General features: G+C 36.4%; 17 protein-coding genes. 4 read left to right on the forward strand and 13 right to left on the reverse strand.

The window, feature by feature from the left end:
• Together GON26_RS09615 and GON26_RS09620 are read right to left on the reverse strand one after the other, a co-directional pair.
• Entirely contained in the window at positions 1 to 336 is a 336-nt protein-coding gene (locus tag GON26_RS09615) for a PadR family transcriptional regulator (RefSeq protein WP_133507917.1), read from the reverse strand.
• Between the two features lie 211 nt (positions 337 to 547).
• Entirely contained in the window at positions 548 to 1,027 is a 480-nt protein-coding gene (locus GON26_RS09620) for a DUF4870 domain-containing protein (RefSeq protein ID WP_160374590.1), read from the reverse strand.
• Between the two features lie 230 nt (positions 1,028 to 1,257).
• Here GON26_RS09620 and GON26_RS09625 point away from each other — a divergent pair, with 230 nt between their 5' ends.
• Positions 1,258 to 1,713: a DUF4442 domain-containing protein gene (locus tag GON26_RS09625; protein WP_160374591.1), complete on the forward strand. Its 456-nt coding sequence runs from the start codon at positions 1,258 to 1,260 to the stop codon at positions 1,711 to 1,713.
• Between the two features lie 74 nt (positions 1,714 to 1,787).
• Here the strand turns inward: GON26_RS09625 and GON26_RS09630 are convergent, their stop codons facing one another.
• From GON26_RS09630 to GON26_RS09640, 3 genes are all read right to left on the reverse strand, one after another.
• Positions 1,788 to 2,501, reverse strand: a complete 714-nt coding sequence (locus tag GON26_RS09630; RefSeq protein WP_160374592.1) for a heavy-metal-associated domain-containing protein — start codon at positions 2,499 to 2,501, stop codon at positions 1,788 to 1,790.
• Between the two features lie 565 nt (positions 2,502 to 3,066).
• Complete coding sequence (locus tag GON26_RS09635; protein WP_160374593.1) at positions 3,067 to 3,627, reverse strand: helix-turn-helix domain-containing protein; 561 nt, start codon at positions 3,625 to 3,627, stop codon at positions 3,067 to 3,069.
• Positions 3,628 to 3,648: 21 nt separating this feature from the next.
• On the reverse strand, positions 3,649 to 4,482 hold the full coding sequence (locus GON26_RS09640; RefSeq protein ID WP_160374594.1) for an AraC family transcriptional regulator: 834 nt from the start codon (positions 4,480 to 4,482) through the stop codon (positions 3,649 to 3,651).
• Positions 4,483 to 4,584: 102 nt separating this feature from the next.
• Between GON26_RS09640 and GON26_RS09645 the strand changes: the two genes are divergently transcribed.
• Entirely contained in the window at positions 4,585 to 5,751 is a 1,167-nt protein-coding gene (locus GON26_RS09645; RefSeq protein ID WP_160374595.1) for an MFS transporter, read from the forward strand.
• Positions 5,752 to 5,870: 119 nt separating this feature from the next.
• Here the strand turns inward: GON26_RS09645 and GON26_RS09650 are convergent, their stop codons facing one another.
• Together GON26_RS09650 and GON26_RS09655 are read right to left on the reverse strand one after the other, a co-directional pair.
• Entirely contained in the window at positions 5,871 to 6,206 is a 336-nt protein-coding gene (locus tag GON26_RS09650; RefSeq protein ID WP_160374596.1) for a hypothetical protein, read from the reverse strand.
• A gap of 404 nt (positions 6,207 to 6,610) precedes the next feature.
• Complete coding sequence (locus tag GON26_RS09655; RefSeq protein WP_160374597.1) at positions 6,611 to 7,174, reverse strand: DUF6642 family protein; 564 nt, start codon at positions 7,172 to 7,174, stop codon at positions 6,611 to 6,613.
• Between the two features lie 265 nt (positions 7,175 to 7,439).
• Between GON26_RS09655 and GON26_RS09660 the strand changes: the two genes are divergently transcribed.
• Both GON26_RS09660 and xylA read left to right on the forward strand, forming a co-directional pair.
• The gene (locus GON26_RS09660) at positions 7,440 to 7,733 is read left to right on the forward strand and encodes a hypothetical protein (RefSeq protein ID WP_160374598.1); all 294 of its coding nucleotides are present in this window, start codon (positions 7,440 to 7,442) and stop codon (positions 7,731 to 7,733) included.
• Positions 7,734 to 8,508: 775 nt separating this feature from the next.
• The gene (gene xylA, locus GON26_RS09665) at positions 8,509 to 9,834 is read left to right on the forward strand and encodes a xylose isomerase (protein WP_160374599.1); all 1,326 of its coding nucleotides are present in this window, start codon (positions 8,509 to 8,511) and stop codon (positions 9,832 to 9,834) included.
• Between the two features lie 59 nt (positions 9,835 to 9,893).
• Here xylA and GON26_RS09670 read toward each other — a convergent pair whose 3' ends face one another.
• The 6 genes from GON26_RS09670 to GON26_RS09695 all read right to left on the reverse strand — a co-directional run bounded on the left by GON26_RS09670 (position 9,894) and on the right by GON26_RS09695 (position 22,102).
• Positions 9,894 to 11,198: an ATP-binding protein gene (locus GON26_RS09670; protein ID WP_160374600.1), complete on the reverse strand. Its 1,305-nt coding sequence runs from the start codon at positions 11,196 to 11,198 to the stop codon at positions 9,894 to 9,896.
• A 34-nt stretch (positions 11,199 to 11,232) separates the two neighbouring features.
• Positions 11,233 to 11,775, reverse strand: a complete 543-nt coding sequence (locus GON26_RS09675) for an SMI1/KNR4 family protein (RefSeq protein WP_160374601.1) — start codon at positions 11,773 to 11,775, stop codon at positions 11,233 to 11,235.
• Between the two features lie 11 nt (positions 11,776 to 11,786).
• Positions 11,787 to 15,761, reverse strand: coding sequence for an eCIS core domain-containing protein (locus GON26_RS09680; RefSeq protein ID WP_160374602.1), 3,975 nt, complete (start codon positions 15,759 to 15,761; stop codon positions 11,787 to 11,789).
• A 70-nt stretch (positions 15,762 to 15,831) separates the two neighbouring features.
• Positions 15,832 to 17,319, reverse strand: coding sequence for an eCIS core domain-containing protein (locus GON26_RS09685; RefSeq protein WP_160374603.1), 1,488 nt, complete (start codon positions 17,317 to 17,319; stop codon positions 15,832 to 15,834).
• A 12-nt stretch (positions 17,320 to 17,331) separates the two neighbouring features.
• Positions 17,332 to 19,179, reverse strand: coding sequence for a contractile injection system tape measure protein (locus GON26_RS09690; RefSeq protein ID WP_160374604.1), 1,848 nt, complete (start codon positions 19,177 to 19,179; stop codon positions 17,332 to 17,334).
• Between the two features lie 202 nt (positions 19,180 to 19,381).
• Entirely contained in the window at positions 19,382 to 22,102 is a 2,721-nt protein-coding gene (locus GON26_RS09695; protein ID WP_160374605.1) for a hypothetical protein, read from the reverse strand.
• Positions 22,103 to 22,111: the final 9 nt, after the last annotated feature.

Below are 22,111 nucleotides of genomic sequence, written 5' to 3' on the forward strand. Positions count from 1 at the left end.
CTATTGATTTTGTTGATTGGTGATTAGTTTTACGGCATCAGACAACTCTGTCCAGGTACCGCTAAGTTCGTTTAAAAAAGTTTGTCCTATTTCGGTTAATCCATAATATTTTCGTGGTGGCCCTGAGGTCGATTCTTCCCAGCGATAATTAAGCAAACCGTCGTTTTTCAGCCTGGTTAGTAGCGGGTAAACTGTCCCCTCCACAACTAGTAATTTTGCGTTTTTCAAAGTGTCTAATATCTCAGAGGTGTAAGCGTCTTTTTCTTTCAATACAGATAAGATGCAAAACTCAAGAACACCTTTGCGCATCTGTGCTTTTGTGTTTTCAATGTTCATAATTTCATTTTGTTTTTTTTAGATTGAACAATTCGTTTTTCGATTGATGATTGATGATTGATGATTGAATTTTTTAGGAGCTATTTCCTGCTATCCGCTTTATCTTTTGTGGCGAACCCCGCCACAAAAGGATGCCGCTGCTATCAGGGCTAGGGGTCCCGTATTCATAATAACTTTTAACTTCTAACTTCCAACTTCTAGCCAGAAAGAACTATTTTATAAAAGGAATCGTCATAGGATATTTATACAACTCTCCGTTCGAAGTTTTTATAGCAGCATAAATAACCAGAAAGAATTCGACAACTTTTAATATAAAAAAAAGTAAAACTGCCGTTGCTCCAATACTTAATAAAGCAATATTGCCTTCAAAGTTAAAATTTTTGATCACGACGTTTTCATTATACATAAAAGTCCCAATCGGAATGTTTTTCAAAACGACTGCTACAAAAATCGGAATAGCGATCAAGGCTAAAACCAAAGTGTAAAGCAATAAACTCAATTGAAAATTCAATGTCTGTTTTCCGTGGTGATTCACAAATTCTGATTTCTCCTTATAATTCGTCCAGATCAAAATCGGGAAAATATAATTCCCAAACGGAATAAAATACTGACTTAATGCACTTAAATGCGTAAACGTTGCAATGTTCTTTTCTGATGTGTTTTCCATGATGAGTGGTGTTGTTGTTTCCATGATTAAAAGTATATAGTAATTTCTTATGCAAATATATATCTAAAAGACAGTACTTTGTTTCGCATAGTACCAAATGTTAACAAAATTTTAACATAGTTGAAATTTTAAAACTATCTATAATTCATTGAAAATCATCCAGAACACTTGATTCTGTTGACTTTTCAGGAAAGTGTAATCAATATATTGTGCGTGCATAGTTTTTTTGTATTTTTACCAAAAAAAGATATCCAATGGCAGTTTCAGTTTCAAAACTCAATAAATTTGTATTATTCAAATTACCGTCAGCATTCATTTGCGGAGTTCGTGTAAAAGCAATTAGTGCAGCAAGTTGTACCGTAAGTGTAAAACACCGCTGGATCAACCAAAATCCATTCAATTCTATGTATTTTGCGGTACAGGCAATGGCTGCAGAGCTTACAACAGGAGCTTTGGTGATTTCTCAAATTCAGGAAAGCGGAAAGAAAATCTCGATGTTAGTAGCCAACAACAAAGGAAACTTTACCAAAAAAGCAACGGGCCGAATCACATTTGTCTGCAACGACGGACATCTAATCGCCGAAGCCATTCAAAAAACAATCGAAACTGGCGAAGGGCAAACTTTCTGGATGAAATCTATCGGAACAGACGAAAAAGGAATCCAGGTTTCAGAAATGGATTTCGAATGGAGCGTTCGATTAAAACAATAATTATTTCTATAAAAGCATAAAAAAAGACCTCAATCGAGGTCTTTTTTGTTACGTTATACTTCTGATTTTACCTGTTACAGCATAATAAATAGCATAATAAGACTCATCAAAATCATCAAACCATCTTCTATAATGGTTACGGTACTCATGGGTAAATTAAAAACGGCTCCCAAACAAGCACACTGAATTTTCTTCTTATTCAAAACCGATTGTAAAACCCCTACGATACTTATACTCATTACCAGAAACGTTATGATGTTGGTAACTAGTGGTTGGTAATTCATTAAAAAGGCAATTCCCAAACCGAGTTCGATAAATGCATAAACATAACCCCAAACCGGAATTTTCTTTGCCAGAACATCATACATCGCATAGCTTTCTGCAAATCCTTTTAGGTTTAGTAATTTAAAAAAAGAAAAAACCAGAAAGAATCCCGCCATAAAATGCCGCATTGCCTGCATATAATCAAAATGATGATTCGTAAGCTGAATCACTATTGTGACCAGACTGATGTAAAAGAAAATGAGTAGAATAGGTTTGTAAGTTGCCAGCCAGGATCTTGCTTCTTCCGTCATTTCATTATGATGAAGAGCCGAAATCTGATATTTCTTGTCTAAAACATTTTGCAAATCTGCGAGCGCAACATGTTTGCTCATCGTTATGGTTGCCGTATTTTCTAATTTTGATACTTCGACATCTGATATATTTTCGACCAATAAAAGTGCTTTTTTTACTTTGTCCTCACAACTGGAACAAGTCATTCCGGTGAGCTGATAGGTATGTGTCATGGTAGTAGTATTTAATTCCATACAAATTTCCGAACTATACTTTACTCACTGTTGCAAAATTATGGGTATGATTTGCAAGATTTACTAAATTGATATAACCGCAAAGATTTGCCACGAAGCCGCAAAGACACTAAGTTTTATAATTTAATTTCTTTGCGCCTTAGTGCCTTTGCGGCAAAAGACAAGCCAACCACAAAGATTTGCCACTAAGCCGCAAAGACACCAAGTTTTACAATCTAATTTAATTTCTTTGAGTCTTAGTGTTTTTGTGGCAAAAGACAATCCAACCGCAAAGATTTGCCACGAAGCCGCAAAGACACCAAGTTTTATAATTTAATTTCTTTGCGCCTTAGTGCCTTTGCTGCAAAAGACAAGCCAACCGCAAAGATTTGCCACGAAGCCGCAAAGACACCAAGTTTTATAATTTAATTTAATTTCTTTGAGTCTTAGTGCCTTTGCGGCAAAAGACAATCCAACCGCAAAGATTTGCCACGAATCCACAAAGACACCAAGTTTTATAATTTAATTTCTTTGAGCCTTAGTGCCTTTGCGGCAAAAAAAACACCTACAAATTCTCAATCTGTATCCTTTTCTTATCCTTTAGATTTTTAAAATAAGTAGGAGTAAAACCCGTCACTTTCTTGAACTGATTGCTCAGATGTGCCACATTACTATAATTGAGCATATCCGCAATTTCGCTTAGCGAAAGTTCATTATAAATAATCAGCTCTTTTACTTTTTCGATTTTCTGATTAATAAAATATTTCTCAATCGTATTGTTTTCTACCTCTGAGAAAAGATTGCTTAGCGAATTATAATCCTGATGGAGCTCCTGCGCCAGATAATCAGATAAATTAGTCTTTAATTCATTGTTCTGATGATGTACCAGCTCGATAATAAGTGTTTTAATCTTATCGATCGTTTTACTTTTTTTATCATCAATCAAATCAAAACCCAAAGCCTGAAGGTTTTGTAGCAACGTTGCTTTCTCGGTTTCAGTAATTGGTTTTGTAAGTTCCACTTCACCTAATTCTACCGAAATGGGTTCAATCTCCAGCTTTTCGAATTCAGCTTTAACCACCATTTTGCAACGGCTGCACACCATATTTTTGATATATAATTTCATATTTTTTGTTTTAACAGAAAACTAAAGCCTTTTAAAATCGGTTGGGTTCATGTTTTTTCGCTTCTTGAAATAATTCGATAAATGACTTTCATCGGTAAAACCAAATTCGTGTGCAATTTGCTTAATGGGCAATTGGTTGTTATGAAATCGTTTTTCAATGAGCGTCGTTCTTAGATTATGAATATAATCACGATAACTAATATTAAAAGTCCTTTTGAAATAAGCACTGAAATACGTTTGCGCAATATTAAAATGATCTGCAATGGCTTTTATCTGAACGAGTTTTGGCTGATAAATATGCTGATGGATATACGAAGTTATTTGCTCGTTATCAATAGAATTGCCTTTGACCACAAGGTTCAGACCCCGTAAAGTTTCTTTGATTAATCCAAAGATCGAAAGAATCTGATAAAACACTATGGGCGAAGTCGAAACATCCGTTTTACAATTGTAGGCAGCGATGTTATCTATTGTATTCTTTAGAATCGTTTTGCACGGATCATCCAGCTTTAGTACGGTTTCTTTTAATGTTTTGTCGCGCATGAAACTTTCGGGTGTATGAACCAGAAATTCATCGCAGGTTAGGTTTTGTTTCGAATTAAAATAACTGTCTGTGAATTTAATATAGAAGAACCGGGTCGTTTTCCGGATATCAAAATAATGTTCATCTTCCGGCGAAATCACAAACAGGTCACCTGACTTATAAGGCAATAAGTTATGGTTTAAATGATGAATGCCACTACCTTTTTTGATGTAAATGATTTCATAATAGGTATGAGAATGCAGCGGAAGATGAAATTTATCTTCCTCAAATTCATCAATCAAAAGGGTTTGAAACTGATTTAGCTTTGTCATAACTTAATTTTACAAGTTTATATCGCAAAAGTACAATTTATTTCTGATGCTGTGGATGTAAATTTGCAGCATAGAAAGTCTAATACTTTCTTATCCAATCTTATGAAAAAAAGTCTTATAGCGCTATCATTAGGAGGTTTAACTATTGGTATAACCGAATTTGTTATGATGGGTTTGTTGCCTGATATTGCCTCAGATATGAAAGTTTCGATTCCGGTGGCCGGATATTTAATATCGTCTTACGCATTGGGAGTTGTCATCGGTGCTCCTTTATTAGTTATTATCGGAAGAAATTTCCCGCCCAAGAAAATGCTTTTAATATTAGCCATGATGCTTACTGTTTTCAACGCACTTTCTATTATTGCACCCAATTACGAAATCTTATTCGCCTCCAGATTTCTTTCGGGCTTGCCGCACGGAGCCTTTTTTGGGGTAGGAGCAGTAGTAGCAAGCCGATTGGCAGACAAAGGCAAAGAGGCCCAGGCTATTGCTATTATGTTTTCTGGACTAACATTGGCCAATCTTATAGGAGTACCTATTGGTACGTACATAGGGCACCATTTTATCTGGCGATATACTTTTGTATTAATCGGAATTGTTGGGTTACTGACTTTCCTTTTTATTTATTTATGGATGCCCAATCTGGATAAAGGCGAAACTGTTAATATGAAAACACAACTGCAATTCTTCAGAAAAACCGAAGCCTGGTTAATTATAGGAATCACAGCTATCGGGTTCGGCGGCTTGTTTGCCTGGATTAGTTACATCGCACCTTTGCTAATTAATGTTTCTCATTTTTCTCCCGAAGATGTTTCTTATATTCTAATCCTCGCAGGTTTCGGAATGGTAGTGGGTAATTTTCTAGGCGGTAAACTGGCTGATAAATTTTCGCCCGCACCTACCACATTAGCCTTATTGTTTGTAATGGCTGTCGATTTAGTTTTGGTTTACTTTTTCTCATCAAATCAATATGCTTCTTTGTTTTTAACTTTCTTAACAGGCTGTATTTCTTTCGCAGTTATAGCCCCCATCCAGATGCTGATGATTCGCACGGCTAAAGGAGCCGAGATGATTGCCTCTGCTTCTTTGCAGGGAAGTTTTAATATAGGGAATGCTCTGGGAGCTTTTCTTGGCGGATTGCCTTTGGCGGCTGGTTACAGCTATGCTTCTCCTAATCTTATTGGGGTAGGAATGTCTGTAATCGGAATGATTATCACGATTAGCTTGATTCAATTACGAAAAAACGATTTGCAATTGCAGCGTATCTAAATCTCAATTGTCAAACTTTCAGCTTCTATATTTTAGGCGAATAACACTACTGTTACTATTAAAATTCAAAACCCCTTCATCAATTACTGTTGAAGGGGTTTTACTATATATAGAACAGACTATTTCTTATCTTGTAATGTAAGCTGACGTTTAGGGGTTTCAAACACCAATTCATACATATTAGGGTTTTCGATATTATAAACCAGCTTTATCGAATCGCCAAGATGGTAACTGTTTTTGGTATCTGTATGATGAAAAGTAATATATTCAGTATTATCAACCACATAGCTGCACTTGACATAATAATGCTTTCCCGATTCTTTCTTATCAATTACACAGGAGTTTATGGTTCTCCCTTTTTCTTTTAAATCCTTTTCCTTTCGGACTTTCTGAAACAAACCAAACGATGGTATAACGATGATGATAGACAGAACGCAAATGCTAAACGTTTTCATGGTCTTTATCTTGTACTTTAAAGACTTCAAAGTTTTAAAAACCAAAAAAGGAAGAAGTATAATAATGGTTGTAAAGAGTATCCAGATACAAATTTTATATTTAGGATATAATATATCCTGAGGAATAAAATAAATAAAGAATAAAAAGAATAGTAATGAAGGAAGCCAAAGTTTGTTTAATATTGGATTTTTCTTTTTACGTCTATAAATCATTTGTGTCCTGAAGTTTTTAAATTTTAAAAATATAGTGTAGTATATTTTTGCCAAAAATAAACAAATTGCAGCAAAAATTATCAATTGTTTTATTCGTTATCAAAATATTTATTCGGGAGAAATTACAGGACAATTCATATTAGCCTTTTATTGTTTCAAAAAGACAATACAATTACTTGGTTTTTAAGTATTTAATAGTATAATCTAAAATCGAGCAGTTTGCACAAAGCATAATGTTTTTCGTGTAATGCTTCTACAATATCGACTACGTCATCATGTTCCTGACATAAACTGAAAAATGTTTTGTCAAGTGTGCTGCTGCTTGCTATTTTGTTATAGCCTGAACCATATCCGGAAATGGCATACGCTCCTGTTATATCAAGGAAATATTGAGATTCTTCGGGATTCAGATCCAGAATTTTGGTGTTTGCAAAATGAATAATCTTGCCTTTCATTTTACCTTCAAACAGTTCGGCTATTTCTTCCAGACTATAATAATAATCGTGAAGACAGATGTTGTTTTCCTGTCCTTTCATTACCAGATAAATGATTTCATAATCTTCAAAATGATGATCCCGGTACAGCAATGCCTGCAGACTTTCTTCAAGACCCTCAATCGTATCACAGGTTTTGTAGATGCTGTTAATACCTTGGTTCAAAGCAATTTCTTCGAGGATTTTAACGACCATTGTAGTCTGGTTTGCCTCTACATCAGGAACACCTTCAAGACAAAAAATAAATTTATCATTATCCATACCATTCTGTTTGGGCAGCGTTGTACTATTTCGTATAAAAGAGAGCACTCTTTTCGTTTAAACAAATATATTTTTTTTGAGGGAAATAGGAACTTGTAGTGCAACATTTAACGCTTTTTTCTGAATTATTATTTTAGGACCTCCGGTTTATAAGGGTTGGGATTAGCCTATTAATCTATGACGAAAAAGCTTTAGCCATTAGCGTTTTGAAGCTACCCTTATAGGTTTTTTTTGAATGAATGTGTTGGAGTCTTTATAGGGTTAATTGAATAACACCAACGTTTTAGGGAAAAGATTTTCATTCTCAGTAAAAACATTCAAAGATGAGGTCCGGAACGTCAAAGTTGAGGTTCGGAACGTCAAAAACGACGTTCCAGACGTCAAAGTTGAGGTTCCAGACGTCAAAAACGACGTTAGGAACGTCAAAGTTGAGGTTCCAGACGTCAAAAATGAGGTTCCAGACGTCAAAAACGACGTTCGGAACGTCAAAATTGAGGTTCCAGACGTCAAAAACGAGGTTCGAGACGTCATTTTTGACGTTCCGAACCCCATTGGATAGGTTCCGAACCCCACTGATGACGTTCCGAACCCCATTGATGACGTTCCAAACCCCACTGATGACGTTCCAGACCCCGTCGTTGACGTTCCGAACCCCGCTGACGACGTTCCAGACGTCAAAACTGACGTTCTGAACCCCACTGGTGACGTTCCGAACCTCAACGACGGGGTTCCAGACGTCACCGACGGGGTTCCAGACGTCACCGACGGAGTTTCAGACGTCACCGATGGGGTTTAGAACCTCACTGACGGAGTTCCAGACGTCACCGACGGGGTTCGAGACGTCACCGACGGGGTTCGGAACCTCAACAACGGGGTTTAAGACCGGGAATAAGCATTATATGGTGTAAACACCTTTATTCCCAATCTTAAAAAGACTGTTTATAAGCTGAAAAGAGAAGTTTTTATAATTCCGAATGAAATGTATGACTTAGAATACGCTACAGATGATTTAGGAAAAGCAGAATTTATATAGGATATTTTATGCTGGCTTTCCATCAGTAAGTATAGGCAATGATTTAAATAATAACAATATGCCATTGATTTATTATAATTATTAATACCTAATAAAAATAACCAATTCGATTAGGTTTAGATTGCTTTCATTCTTTTGGGAATGAGTTGTTTATGGAGTCCCTTTTGATGCGCTCATAATCGCTCACGATGGTAGGATTAAGAAGTGTTTTTATTACATAAATAGAGATTAAAATTATATCTTTATTCTCTAATTTTAAGTAGTAAAAAAGGAGGCAATAGTAATACTAAAATAGATAGTGATGGGGGTTTCGGGAGCTAAAGAATTTTATAAAGGAATTGGTCAAATTAATTTTGAAGGAAAGGAATCAGATAATCCTTTGGCGTTCAGATATTATAATCCAGACCAGATAGTTGCAGGAAAAACGATGCGTGAGCATTTTAAATTTGCCATTTCGTATTGGCATAGCTTTGGTGGTCATGGTTCTGATTTGTTTGGAGGTGGAACGCGGAGTTTTGTTTGGGATGAATATAAGGAACCTATCCGGGCAGCCAAAAACCGGGCAGATGCGGCATTTGAATTTATAAGCAAAATGGGTTTCGACTACTTTTGTTTTCATGATTTTGATTTGGTACAGGAAGGAGAGACTTTTGCTCAGTCTGAATTACGTCTGGCCACTATGACGGACTATCTGAAAGAGAAAAAAAATGCTACAGGAATTAAAGCACTATGGGGTACAGCCAATTGTTTTTCGCACCCAAGGTATATGAATGGCGCAGCTACCAACCCTGACTTTAATATAGTGGCGAGAGCAGGGGCACAGGTAAAGTTAGCCTTAGATGCCACCATTGCTTTAGATGGGGAGAATTTTGTGATCTGGGGTGGCCGCGAAGGTTATTTGTCGTTGCTGAATACGGATATGGCTAGGGAATTAGACCACATGGCACAGTTTTTAACCCAGGTAAGAGATTATGGACGACAACAAGGTTTTAAAGGTGGTTTCTTATTAGAACCCAAGCCTATGGAACCGTCTAAGCATCAGTATGATTTTGATTGTGCTACTACAATAGGTTTTCTGCGTGAATATGGCTTAGAGAAAGATTTTAAACTAAATATCGAGGTCAATCATGCTACATTGGCCCAGCACACTTTTCAGCATGAGCTCGAAGTGGCTGCAAAAGCCGGGATGTTGGGTAGTATAGATGCTAATAGGGGTGATTATCATAATGGCTGGGATACGGCTCAGTTTCCTAATAACATTCAGGAGGTTACAGAGGCTATGCTGGTTTTCCTTAAAGCAGGTGGTGTTCAGGGTGGCGGAGTAAATTTTGATGCCAAAATAAGAAGAAACTCTACCGATATCGAAGATATTTTCCTGGCACATATAGGCGGGGCCGATATTTTTGCGAGAGCCTTATTAACAGCTGATAAAATTATTACCTCATCGCCTTACGAAAGTCTTAGGGCACAACGCTATAGTTCTTTTGATACCGGAAAAGGTAAAGAATTCGAAGATGGCAAGCTGAATCTTACCGATTTATATACCATTGCTAAAGAAAATGGGGAAATACAATTGCAAAGCGGAAAACAGGAGCTCTTCGAGAATATAATTAATAGGTATATATAAGTAAGACTGAAATTTGATGCCCCCTATTAGTGCTTAATTGAATGAGCAGGGGGCGTTTTTCACATCATTTTCCCCTCTTTAGCATATTCTTTCTTAATTCCCTGTAGCAGATGATGCAGGTTGATAGTTTCGTTTTCATCTTCTAGTGTTCTAAGACAGGCATATTGAATAATGTTGACAATATTCGCGCCTGTAATATCGTATTTTTTTGATAGTTCATTCAGATTCACATCATCATCAATTCTGATTCCTTTAGGCAGATTGTTTTGCCATAACAGTAAACGCTCGCGATAGGATGGTACTTCGAACTCAATTATAGATTGAAATCTTCGGGTAAATGCGGTATCAATATTTGCTTTAAAATTAGAAGCCAGAATAACCAGTCCGGGATGATTTTCGATCCGCTGCAGCAAATACGATACTTCCTGATTGGCATATTTATCATGGGCATCCCTAACATTGGTTCTTTTCCCGAATACCGCATCGGCTTCATCAAAAAAGAGAATCCAGTCTTTGTCTGCTGCTTTATCAAATAGAGACGAAAGGTTTTTTTCGGTTTCACCAATGTATTTCGAAATCACCATAGACAGATCAATTCGATACACATCTCTTTGGGTATATTTCCCCAGGAGCGAAGCCGTAAGTGTTTTCCCTGTACCCGGCGCACCATAAAACATCACTCTGAAACCCGGTTTGATCTTGGACTTCATATCCCATTCGTGCAGCAGAATCTCATTAAATTTAAGCCAGGTTTCTATTTCTTTAATATAATTTAGAGTAGTAGTATTGAGCACTAAATCATCCCATTCCAGAGACGTTTCGATTAATTGCGCGGGGAATACACTGCTAAGCTGCGGTTTAAGGATTTTTCCGGTAATGAATTTCTCGATGTATTCCTCTTCTAAAAACAACATTCCGCTTAGTTTGGGTTCGCCACCCGGAACCGTTTCGATTCGGATGATTTTTTTCTGATATAGAAATGATTGGTTGTGCAGGTAATTATAGAATGAAATACGTTCCTCCAGATCATTTCCGGCTATTAAAAACTGCGCAGTTTCTCCCGTAGGCAGGATGCCGCGATGGTTCTTGGTTTTGATACCTCCAAACTCAGGTAATTCCCCTCCGTTAGGTAAATAATCGGCAATAATCGAACTTAGGAAATCCGGTTTCACATGAGGAACAAGTGCCAGTGCCAATAGCAGCATATCAATTTCGGTAAGATTATTTTCGATACTAAACTCGTTGATAAAACCAGTTACATCCATTGGATTCAAAACCGGTTTTCCCAATGGATTTGGAGCCTGAAAAACAATGTCAAGCTGAAATACGAATTGGTTTTTTAGGAAGGTGAATAGGTTTTCCATCTTTTTATAACTAATGATTTAAGATATATATTTATTAAACAGAAAGAGGATTGAAATTACAGCCTCTAATATCATCCTTGTTGATAATATTAGTTTTTAAGGATTTATTTAAAATTTGTAATAGCAGTTCTGAGAAACCAATCGAATATTCTTCAATCAATAATTCACGACCGTCAAATAATAGAATTTTATATTCTTTCGATTTTGAAGAAGTAATTTCCCAGTAAAAAGTGTCTCCATTATCAGTAAAGGCAAATGGTAATATTCCCTTTCCTTCATGAAAAAGGGAATAAGGGTATTTTTCTTTAGTAATTTCTTCAAAGGTTGTGAAAGCTTTTTTCTTATCTTCTAAATAAGATAATAGATTAAATCTTTTGGAATTGGAAAAGGGATTAAGAACCCAAATTAATTCGCATAAACATCCTGTACCATAATAATTGATGAAGTTTTTATAAGCTGCAGGGAATTTTATACCATTAGTATTTTCAAATAGTTCCCACTTGTTTTCAGTAAATTCATTTTCTGTTGGAGAACCAATTAAATTGATTTTATCAGTAAGTTTTTCGAATTCAGACATGACTATATATTTTAAGGATTATTTGCAATTGTTGTACTAATAGAGAAGCCTTTATTTCCAGTAGCAATTAGTGTAATACTGGTAGGAATTGGATCACTACCATTATAATCAACTATTACTTGATAATCAACTATTTCACCTGAATCTATAGCATTTCTTATTAAAGTTTCATAGGATTTCATTCCAGGATCGTTAACATGAGGATACATAGCTGCAATATTTGCAATATTTCCACCACCGCCAAATTGTGCACCTAAGAGATGTCCCCTTTCATGAACCCCAGATACATAACCTAAAGGCGTTGCACGAGAACTATTATTTCGACTTAGAGGTTTCCCTAATTTAGCAGTAAATCCTTTTGCTCTCCCTGCATCCAGACTTGCAAAAGTAACACTGTGAACTCCAAGGCTATAGCTTTCCCAGCCTACAGCATCATTATACTTACTTTCTGGTTTTCCATAAATTACTCCATCATCTGCTCTTGCATGAACAAGTTTAGTACCCATTAAGATCTCATATCGTTGAAAAACAGCTAAAACCCATTTAGTACCAGTATATATTCTAATGGTTTCACCTGCAACTAGGGCAGGAGCAGTTGAGGTAGCAGATGTTGCTTTTGGCACACTTTTTTTAGCCATTTGAACATAATTGAAATCCCAATTTTCTCCAGCATCAGTTACAGACGAAATGTTTATTACTGAAGCATGATCGGTATTAACTTTATTTTTAATTGCCTGAGCTTCTTCTTCTGTAATTTGACCTTCATCTTTTTCTTTTTCTGATTCCGTATCAATTTCAGCTAAAGCTCCTGCAATTGGTCCAGAAGCAGTTGCAGCTTCTGGTTCGCCTCTTCCCATAACTCTGTCTAATAATGCCATTCCGGTATCTACAGCTTTGTTTACGAGCCAGGTTAGTGCTTCATCAACCATTTGTTGTACCGAAATAATCATTTCGCCAACTCTTGCCCCAATTCCTGTTAACCCAACCTGATTCGCTAAGAAACCTATCACAACCGGCATAGCTTGTCCCATGGTTCTCTCCAGATAATCTGCAGCGGTAGTGACATTTCCTTTGGCTAAATCTGCAACACCATTTACAAAAGAGTTGACAACTTCGAGCATTTCGCGCAGGTATTTTATAAAACTTTGTATCGCACTAAAGAAAGCCATAGCTCCATTTATCACAGCCATGATTCCTGTTGGGTCTAGCATGCTTAAAAGTCTGGCTGTAATTCGATTAACAATGCGCTCCATGACAAAGTTTTTCACGGCATCCAGTACGGTATTCCAAAGATTACTGAGCTGTTCCTGAATTTTATCCCAAATGGCCGCCATACCGCGTTCCTGAACATCTTTTATGAATGTCCAAATGCCCTCTAGTGTGTTAATCATACTACGGATTCTGGCAACTCTTGCTGGTCCTATGCGAGGATGGGCCGCTAGTTTTTCCCAGATTTTTTCCATCGAGATATTCAATACTTCCATTACCCAGGTAATAACTCCCTGTAAAGAGAAATCAGTAAGAACCGGAATATTGGCATCTTTTAACTCGCTCATTAACCAGCCCGTTACACCGTTGATTAAATGCGTTACGATATTATCAAAGAACTGAATGAATCCTTGTTTTAAGGCTCTGAGAATGTTTTTCAGGAAGCCAATTGGATCTTTTTTAATGTCATCAATAGCTTCTAAGGCTCTCGTAATAATATTTCCGATGAGGTCGAAAGGGAAATTCATTATTTCGAGTATGGCCACAATCACAATCCGGATGATTTCTGCAACAAAAGCGATAAGGCGCCCTATGGGTTCACCAAATTTTTCAATAATTCGGGTAAACGCATCCAATGGATGAATAAGATCATCGATCGTAAAGGAGTTCCAAAGATCAGTAAAAAGCTGAATAACAGCCTCAGGAGTCATGTTTAAGGTTGCAACAGCAGCTTCAATCTGACCTGCAATTCGGGCTATGGCACCCGTTTCGACCATTTGGGCATATTGTTCTTCGCCACCATCCATCAGACTCATAAAACCTCTGATAAGATTGGGTACAGATCGTTCTACAGTTTCGTTGGTAAAAGGATCTTTTCCGATAATTACTTTTATCAAAGAATAACCTCTTACCGTACTGGCCTGAGCAGATAACCATGCCAATAAAGATTCCTTAACAAGTTCCAGTACTTTGAGTGCCACGCCCGAGGCAAAATCCCAAACTCTCTGCAGGAATCCGCCAGCCTGTCCGGCAAGGATCGAAAGATTGTCGGCAATATTCATCAGATTCGAAGGCTGAATAGCATCCCAGGCCGAAGTTATGAGTCCGCGAAGTTCTCCTAATAATGAATTGAAAGTTCCTACCTGAGTGTCAAGCCAGTCTGCCGTTTTTTGAAGCGTACCTTTTTCACGCATTTGCTCAAGCTCGGTTTGCTTGTCTATCAGGATTAAGAAGTCTTCTAATATTTCGACCGTTGTGGCATTGACTTCTTCGTCACGCAGCGGATCATATCTGATTATTTTTTTGATTAAAGACCAGGCCTTGTTTTCGGCCAATATCGGTTCTGCTACCCCAATCAATGCTTCTTTTATCCAGGTGATTACCTGATCTACTGTAGCGCTTACAAATGAAGTTATTCTGTTTACAACCTCGTTAAATTTTTCGGTAACCAAATCAATAATGCCGGTGAAAGGAAAGGAGACTTCGTGCCAGACCTCTTCTACCAAATCTAAAATACTGTCGATTGTCAATCCGAGTTCGCTTAGTTTTCCTTCTACCCAGTCAAAAACCTGCTGTAGTATTCCGTATTCCTGAAGCTTGTCGAAAATGGCTGTTCCAAAAGGAATAAGTCCCATTAATCCTTCAACAAGATTAATTGGCGTTCTTTCTACATCAACCTGTCGCAATGGGTCATAACCTACAATAACTGTAAAAAGAGTGTAACCCGGAACGTGTCGTGCTTCGTTGATGATCCAGTTTGGAACTAAGTCCAGGAACGAACCCTGAATCATTTCCGGAGCAGGACTTAGCTGTTCCGGTTTTTTACGGATAGCTGCGCCTTGCTGAACCGTATGTGTTAATTCGTGGGCCAGTAAATGCTTACCATCCTGTGAATTTGGATTGTATTTTCCTTCGTTAAAATAAATATTATTTCCGGTTGCAAAAGCTTGTGCTCCCAATTGCTGGTTCATTTGAACAGCAGTTGAATCGTTATGAATACGAACATTGCTGAAATCGGCTCCAATACCGGTTTCCATTTCGGTTTTTACTTTTCCGAATAGAGGAGAACCGCCGCCTTTGCTGCTGTTTAAGGTGCTTTCGAGATTAGAGGTGTCAGAAGGGTTTGCATCTGCACCAGGACTCATCTGAATTTCTTTGTCGTCTTCTTTTGCCTGAATTTCCTCTTCTTCCTTAGCCTGAATATCTTCTTCTTTTTTCTTTTGAATCAGCGGTTTTGGAGCAGGGACTTTGTCTTTTGGAGATTCCGTTTTGGTTTGTACCGATTCTTCTTTTTCTGATTTTAAATGAATGACAGGAGTGTTTTTTTCAGCTGCTGTTTCTTTTTGAACCTCTTTTTCAGAAGTATTTTTCTTCTGAATAGCAGTTGACTTTTTGTTTTGGATTACAGATGAAGCAGGAAAAAAAGTATTCGTACCTGCGGCTTGTTTTTTATGAACTACTTTTAGTTTTGGCTGATTGTTTTGTGAGATTTCCTCAACGGATGTTTTTTTCTGAATTTCATTATTTTTATTTTTTGGATGCGCTTCCGCTGCTGTTTTATTCTGAACCGCCGGCGTAGGAGTAAAGAATGGTTCAGGACTAGTATTCTTTTTATTCGAAACAACGTTATCAGCTACCTTGTCTGCTTCAACTTCAAATTTGTCGTTGGGTTTCCCTACATTGAGTTTTGCCTGTACGCCAAAAAAGTCCTCGCTTTTTCCTGAACTTGAAAAAGAGCTTGAAGGATTTGATCTTGTTTTTTGGCCGAATGCTGACATAAACTACTATTATTGAAATTGATATTGATATTGCTATTGAAATTGCTATTGAAATTGTTATTGCTTCACATTATTTTCTTTGTTTTGTTCCTGTTCCGGAAAAGGCATCTTCTCCGCACGTTTGCGCAGTTGAAATAACCAAGCTATACGTGTCTGGTTTTGGAGCGGTAAAGGATAGTGTAGCAGTGCCGCCTACGGAAAGTTTTGCCTGGCTCATAGCTGCAGCTCCTGACGAATCTGTAATATCAACATTATAGGTTGGACAGGAGTTTTCCGTTTTCTTTTTGACTGTATTTAAAATGATGGTAAAAGTTTTGCATTCCGCAGAAGAAACCAATGTTTCAATATGGACTGGTTCTGATGAAAAATGAAAAGGTATTTGTTTGCCACAACTTTTTTTCTGTGGTGGTTTTTTCCCTTTTCCTTTTCCTTTCCCTTTTCCGGCATGAATGTCATCTAAGCGGCCAATTGTTTGTACGCCAACAACACCGTCATAAGTCAAACCATTACTGGATTGGAAGTCGAGTACAGCAGCTTTGGTTTCACTCCCGAAATCACCATCAGCACCAAACTTTGGAAGAGTATAGCTTAAATCCATCAAACCTGACTGTACTTTTTGTACCGGCCCTCCTTTGGCTCCGGTAGCGAGGTAATCTAAATTGTCATGGGTTTGTTCTAATTTAGAATCTCCCTGAAAACGTGCTGCTTCTAAATCTTCTGAAGCATCAGGATCAACAGATTTTTGTACCATTCCGGTTTGTTGCACAGTATGTGTTAATTCGTGTGCCAGCAAATGTTTCCCTTCTTTTGAGTGTGGATTGTATTTGCCATCGTTGAAATAAACATCATTACCGTTCGTAAAAGCCTGAGCTCCTAATTCCTGACTCATCTGAACTGCACGGGCATCGGTGTGTATTTTTACATTACTGAAATCATTTCCAAAACCAGATTCCATTTCTTTTTTAGTTTTTTTGTCCATACCGGTTCCGCTTCCCTTAGAATCGTGGAGTTTTCCTTCCAGTTCAGTATCGTGAACTTCACTTTCTGAGTTTTTTTCTTTCTTCTGAACTGGTTTTTCTTCCTCTTTTTTATCTTTTTTCTGAACCTTATCTTCTTTTTCACAATCGGCACATTTCGCCTGAATCGGTTCTTCTTTTTCTTCTTTTTTCTGCACCGGTTTTTCTTCTTCTTTGCCTTTTTTCTGTACTGGTTTTTCCTCTTCCTTACCCTTTTTCTGGACCGGTTTTTCTTCTTCTTTTCCCTTTTTTTGTACAGCTTCTTCTTCCTTACCTTTTTTCTGTACCGGCTCTTCTTTTTTCATGTCTTTAGCCTGAACGGCAGTAATACTTGCCGAAATAGGTTTTTGCTGTACTTCTTCTTTCGACTGCAAAAGCCCGCCACCAGATGCATTTTTATTTACCACTTTATCGGCTACATGATCCGCTTCCGTTTCAAAGCGGTCACCTGCTGTTCCTGTTTTTAACTTCTTTTGAATTTTAGGTCCAAAAAAACTCGAATTGTCAGGATTATTTTTTTTTCGTTGTTCAAATGCTCTCATAACTGCTATTTTTTACCATTGGGTATAGATTAATTTTTCGATCCACGGAATCTTGATAATGGTAATATTCCACGGAATTTTCTCTAATAAAAGATCTTGTGTTTTTCGTTCAATTGTCAGCTTCGGATTCGATTCACTCCAATCCAGTTTGCCTTCCCTTTGAAGGAATTCGGTTCTTAAAACAGCCGTTGAGGTATTCTTTAGAGCCGACCAATGCTCTACAACTGAAAGCAGCATTTCTTCAACCTGCTGTTTGTGTTTGTCTTCAATAGTTATTTCTCTTCGAATGGATTGCTGCATCGGAATTCCACATAAAAATTTCTCAAAAAGCATGACGTGTTCATAGTCCTTTTCTTTTTTTGTAGCGGCATAATGCAAAATGTGCGCAGCCAATTCCTTGTTCAAAATTTTGTTGTCCTGAATTAAATCGCAGCTTTTTAATAATTCTTTTAAAAAAGGATGCAAAAGAATTAAGCCTGCATTCTGTACATAACCTGATTTTAAAGGCGTTTCCTCTTCCTGAAAATCATCTTCATCTTCTTTCTCAATCAGCGATTCGGTATTGATTGAAGGAATTTCTATGAGCGATTCAGAAAGGTTTTCATCAGTATAAGACTGTTCTTTTCTTTCCGTATTATTGGTAAAATCTTCTTTTTCAGAATTGATTTTGGTTATTGATTCCGATTGTTTTTCGTTAGAAAAATGCGGTTCATTTTTCTCAGGATTATTGATTAATTCTTCTTTTTCAGAATTGATTTTAATTTTTAATTCCGATAATTGTTCGTCAGTATAAAGCGGTTCTTTTCTTTCAGAATTTTGGATTGATTTTTCTTTTTCAGATAGGTTCTTAATTGTTGATTCTGGTGTATTTTGGTTTAAGTTTTGTTCTTTATTTAAGTCAGTGTAAAACTGTTTTTTTTCTATTCCTTTAGTAATAATTTCATCTTTATTAGCTTCCAAGGCATCAGGTTTTATAATTGCTTTCTTTTCTTCGGAAACCAAATAAGAAGCGTTCATTTTTTTCAGTTTTTCATTAGTAAAATCAACTTTCATAAAAGCTTTTATTTTTTCAATAAAAATTTCAAAAGAGATTTTATTTGATGAAAAGTAAGGTTCTTCCTGATGATAAAATGTGATGAGACTGATTGGCTTTTTTTCCATCAAAAAATCAAAAATTAAGTGCCAGAATGAAATTTTAAAATGCTGTTCTTTTTGATGGATTAACTGTAATAAATTGTTTTCTGAAAGTCCTTTTTGTGGTATTTCTGAACCCGCAAGGACAGCGACAAACAGGGCGATTTCCTGATTTGAAAACTGATTGACAACTCGTTTTTGAACTTTTTTTAGTTGCATTAATTTACGAAACGGAATGCTGAAAACTTCTTTTTTTAGATTTTCAGGAGCGATACGGTCAAAAAAAGCAACTTCATCACCTTTAGAAATCCACCAGGGCATACTGCCATTTTCTATAAAATAAAGTAAAGTTTTAATGTCTTTATCAGCTGCCGAAATAGTATGAAATTCAGGATTGATTTTAAGTTCTTTTGCACTTTTTTTAAACTCACTTAATACCTTTTGAATCTCTTTTTCAATTTGATTTTTGAGATCATTTTTTGTTTCATTATTAGAAAAAAACACATCGGTTTTGCTTGTATTTGTATCAATAGAAATGGCTAGTTTTTCTATTTGAACTATTTGATTATCAGTATTTTCTATTAAATTAAATTGCTTTTCCAAAATAGGAACCAACTCATTTTGAAGGAACATAGCAAGGTTGTCTTTGATAGTATTAGCCACTACCATAGAAGGAGTGTCTATTTCTAAAAAAACTTTTTGGATACTATGTATATTTTTAGTCATTTTATTTGTTTGTTTTGATTTTTTTTGTACTTTTACACTTCACAGAGTATGTGTTTACTGGGAAAGTAAAAGCAATCGGAAAAATATTGAGAAGAGCGGTAACAGATAATGATACGGCACAGAACAAGAAAAAGAAGAAAGTAATCTCCCCTTTAAAAGCTTCAAACCCGCTAGCAGAATGGTTTGAAGCTTTTTCATTTTGTCACGTTATCACTATGAAATTGTCAGTGTCAGCGGCAGCGGTTGGTTTTTGTAAATAGAATTCTGCCTGAGCATTGTACTGATTAAAAACTCCAATCAATAGATTTAGATTAATATTCAATGTTGATTCGATGTGAATAATGAATTTGCTTGTTTTTACTTCGTTGTGTAATTTTTGTCTCAATTTCATAAATTGCACGATTTCATCATTACTTTTATTCATATTCTCCAAATAATGTTTTGCCATTGTGCTGTTTACCCAGTTTCCATTGGTCCAGTCACCTCCAATATAAAAAGTAGTGGTTTGTGTTTTGGTATTAATTCCAAGTCTTGGATCTGCATTTATAATGTCTCTTTTAATGCTATGCAAGACACTTAATACATTTGTACCTTGTTGATTGGCAGGAATATTTTCGAAATCATTGAGCGTTCTAATGTATCTTTTGTACATAGAAATAAGAGGATGTTTTCTTAATTTGTTTCTAAGAACTTCCCATTTTCTCCAGTCTTCATTAAATGCTCCGTAGTCATCGTCTTTATTAATAGGATCATAACTACTGTGAATTTTTCGATAAGCATCCTGATTGTGTGCATTAATGATCGAGCATGAAATACCTTTGGTAAGATAGATTTTACCGTTTCTGGTAATTCCGGTTTCAGTAAATTTATACACGGGGCTCTTCAAATTTTGTGTGATATCCTGAATTTCAAATTCGAATTTGTCTTTATCTAATTTCATTATTTTAACCTTTTTTTCTTCTTCAATAAAATCAAATAAAAGACCGGTTGGGAATTCTGTATTCAGGGTTTCCATTACGACATGAAGGCGGCGTAAAAAAATAGTTTTCAAGGGAATTCGTATAATCACCGGATTCGTAATTATTTTAACGCCATTGATGCTGTATGTTCGAACATTTAAAACATAATGCGTTGGCATCGCTGTAGTCTTACTCGGTGTTCCGTTAAGGCTTCGCGATAAATTATTGATGTATTTTAAAGAACTGATCCAAGGGTAGGTACACTGTATGATGGTGCAGCAGCCCAATCCGCTTTCCGGATTTATTTTTCCGTCGATGGCAAAATCGGTTATAAAAGTTTCGCCTGATTTGAGCAGTAATAAGGTTCCGCCTTTTTTAACACCAGCTTTGTGCTCGAACGAATAATTAGTATTGAATAGAATTTTTAAATCGGCTGCATTTTCTACAATATCCAGAATATAAAAATCAAAATCCAGTCCGTGTTCTTTTCTTTTGGTTTCTAAAAACGTTTTTACACTATCAGCATTGTTATTCAGATAACCTTCAATTCGATAAAAATCGCAATCGTCTGTGCAATATCCCAGCGGAGCTTTGATGTAATTATTATTTGCCAGATTGGCGGTATGATAACTAAAATTAGTCTGATGAATATACAGACTGCTTTTTTCGAAATCCCAGGCATGTAATAAATTATCATCAACATTATAGTAATACGGAACTGATTTTGCACCTAGTTTTCCTGTTGTTTTAGACGGTGTTATTTTGATAGTATTTGACTTTACTTGAAAATTATCTAAAATACTTTTGAGCCTTCTGACTAAAGAATCAAAATTACTGAAGGTTTTATTCTGATCTAAAATAGGAGCTTTGTAAAACTGATGTCTGTAATTTTTAAACCGATTGTTATCTTCTACAATTCCTAAAAACAAATGTTTTGGGAAAGACCCAATTGGCGGATTGCACTCGGATTTAATCTGAATAAAAAGGTCTTTCAGTTCTTTGTAAGTCGCCACGATATCTTTTAATAAATCATATCGATAATGAATATCGGTTGGAATATTCGCCTGATTGATGGTAAATAAGTCATTGATACGGGTGTTAATCGCTGTAAGCTGTGTAGTATAACCAAAAGCTGAAAGTATAGTGGTTATATTCTCACTTAAGTCAATTCGAAAAGAAGGATCATTGACTACCGCATAAAAAAGCTGTTTGATTTGATTAGGAGTTGAAGTACTATTGAATGTTGGAATCACTTTTTTTACACCCAATTCGTCCAGCAAGCTGTATTCCTGAAAAATATCGTATTTATTGTAAAGAGAATCTCTTTCTGGAAAACCGTTTTTACCGATAATAAGATTGGCATTTGCCTGACTGACTACCAATACACGCAGGTTGAAATTTTCTTCGCCTCCTTTGTTAGCACAGCCTATTTCATCGCACAATGAAGCATCTTTTGTATAATTTTCAAGATACAATACAACAACATGGTCTTTTAAATTTACAAAATTAGTCAGCAGAAATTCGTTGCTGTCCAAAGAAGTTTCTTTTGTGAGTAACTCCCACATGGGTACTATTTCATTGTTCGTATCCTTAAAAGGCGGGTAATTGGCTTTATCATTATCAAATAATCGGAAGGATTTGTATTCCGTTTTGGAAAAATCAATCGAGAACAATTTTTGCTTAATTTCTTCTGCCAGTTCCGGCGTACTGCTTTCGTTTTTCAATTTTATCAAATCGCCGTCAGTAGTAATTCCGGTTCCCTGAGTTATGGTTACGGTAGTGTAGCCCGGATTTGCTGAAACCTGAAAGCCGCAGACAATTCCTGTACCGGTAAGAAAGATTCTGTTCAATCGATTTTGGTCATCAAAATAATCAATAGTCTCGTTGAGCTGAAAGTGCGTTAACACCTGATCTGCTACATAACTATGATAATTTCCTGTAATATTGCTAAGTTTTGTTGCCATGACCTTGTA

Origin of the sequence: Flavobacterium hydrocarbonoxydans (assembly GCF_009789235.1) — a bacterium.
Classification (GTDB): Bacteria; Bacteroidota; Bacteroidia; order Flavobacteriales; family Flavobacteriaceae; genus Flavobacterium; species Flavobacterium hydrocarbonoxydans.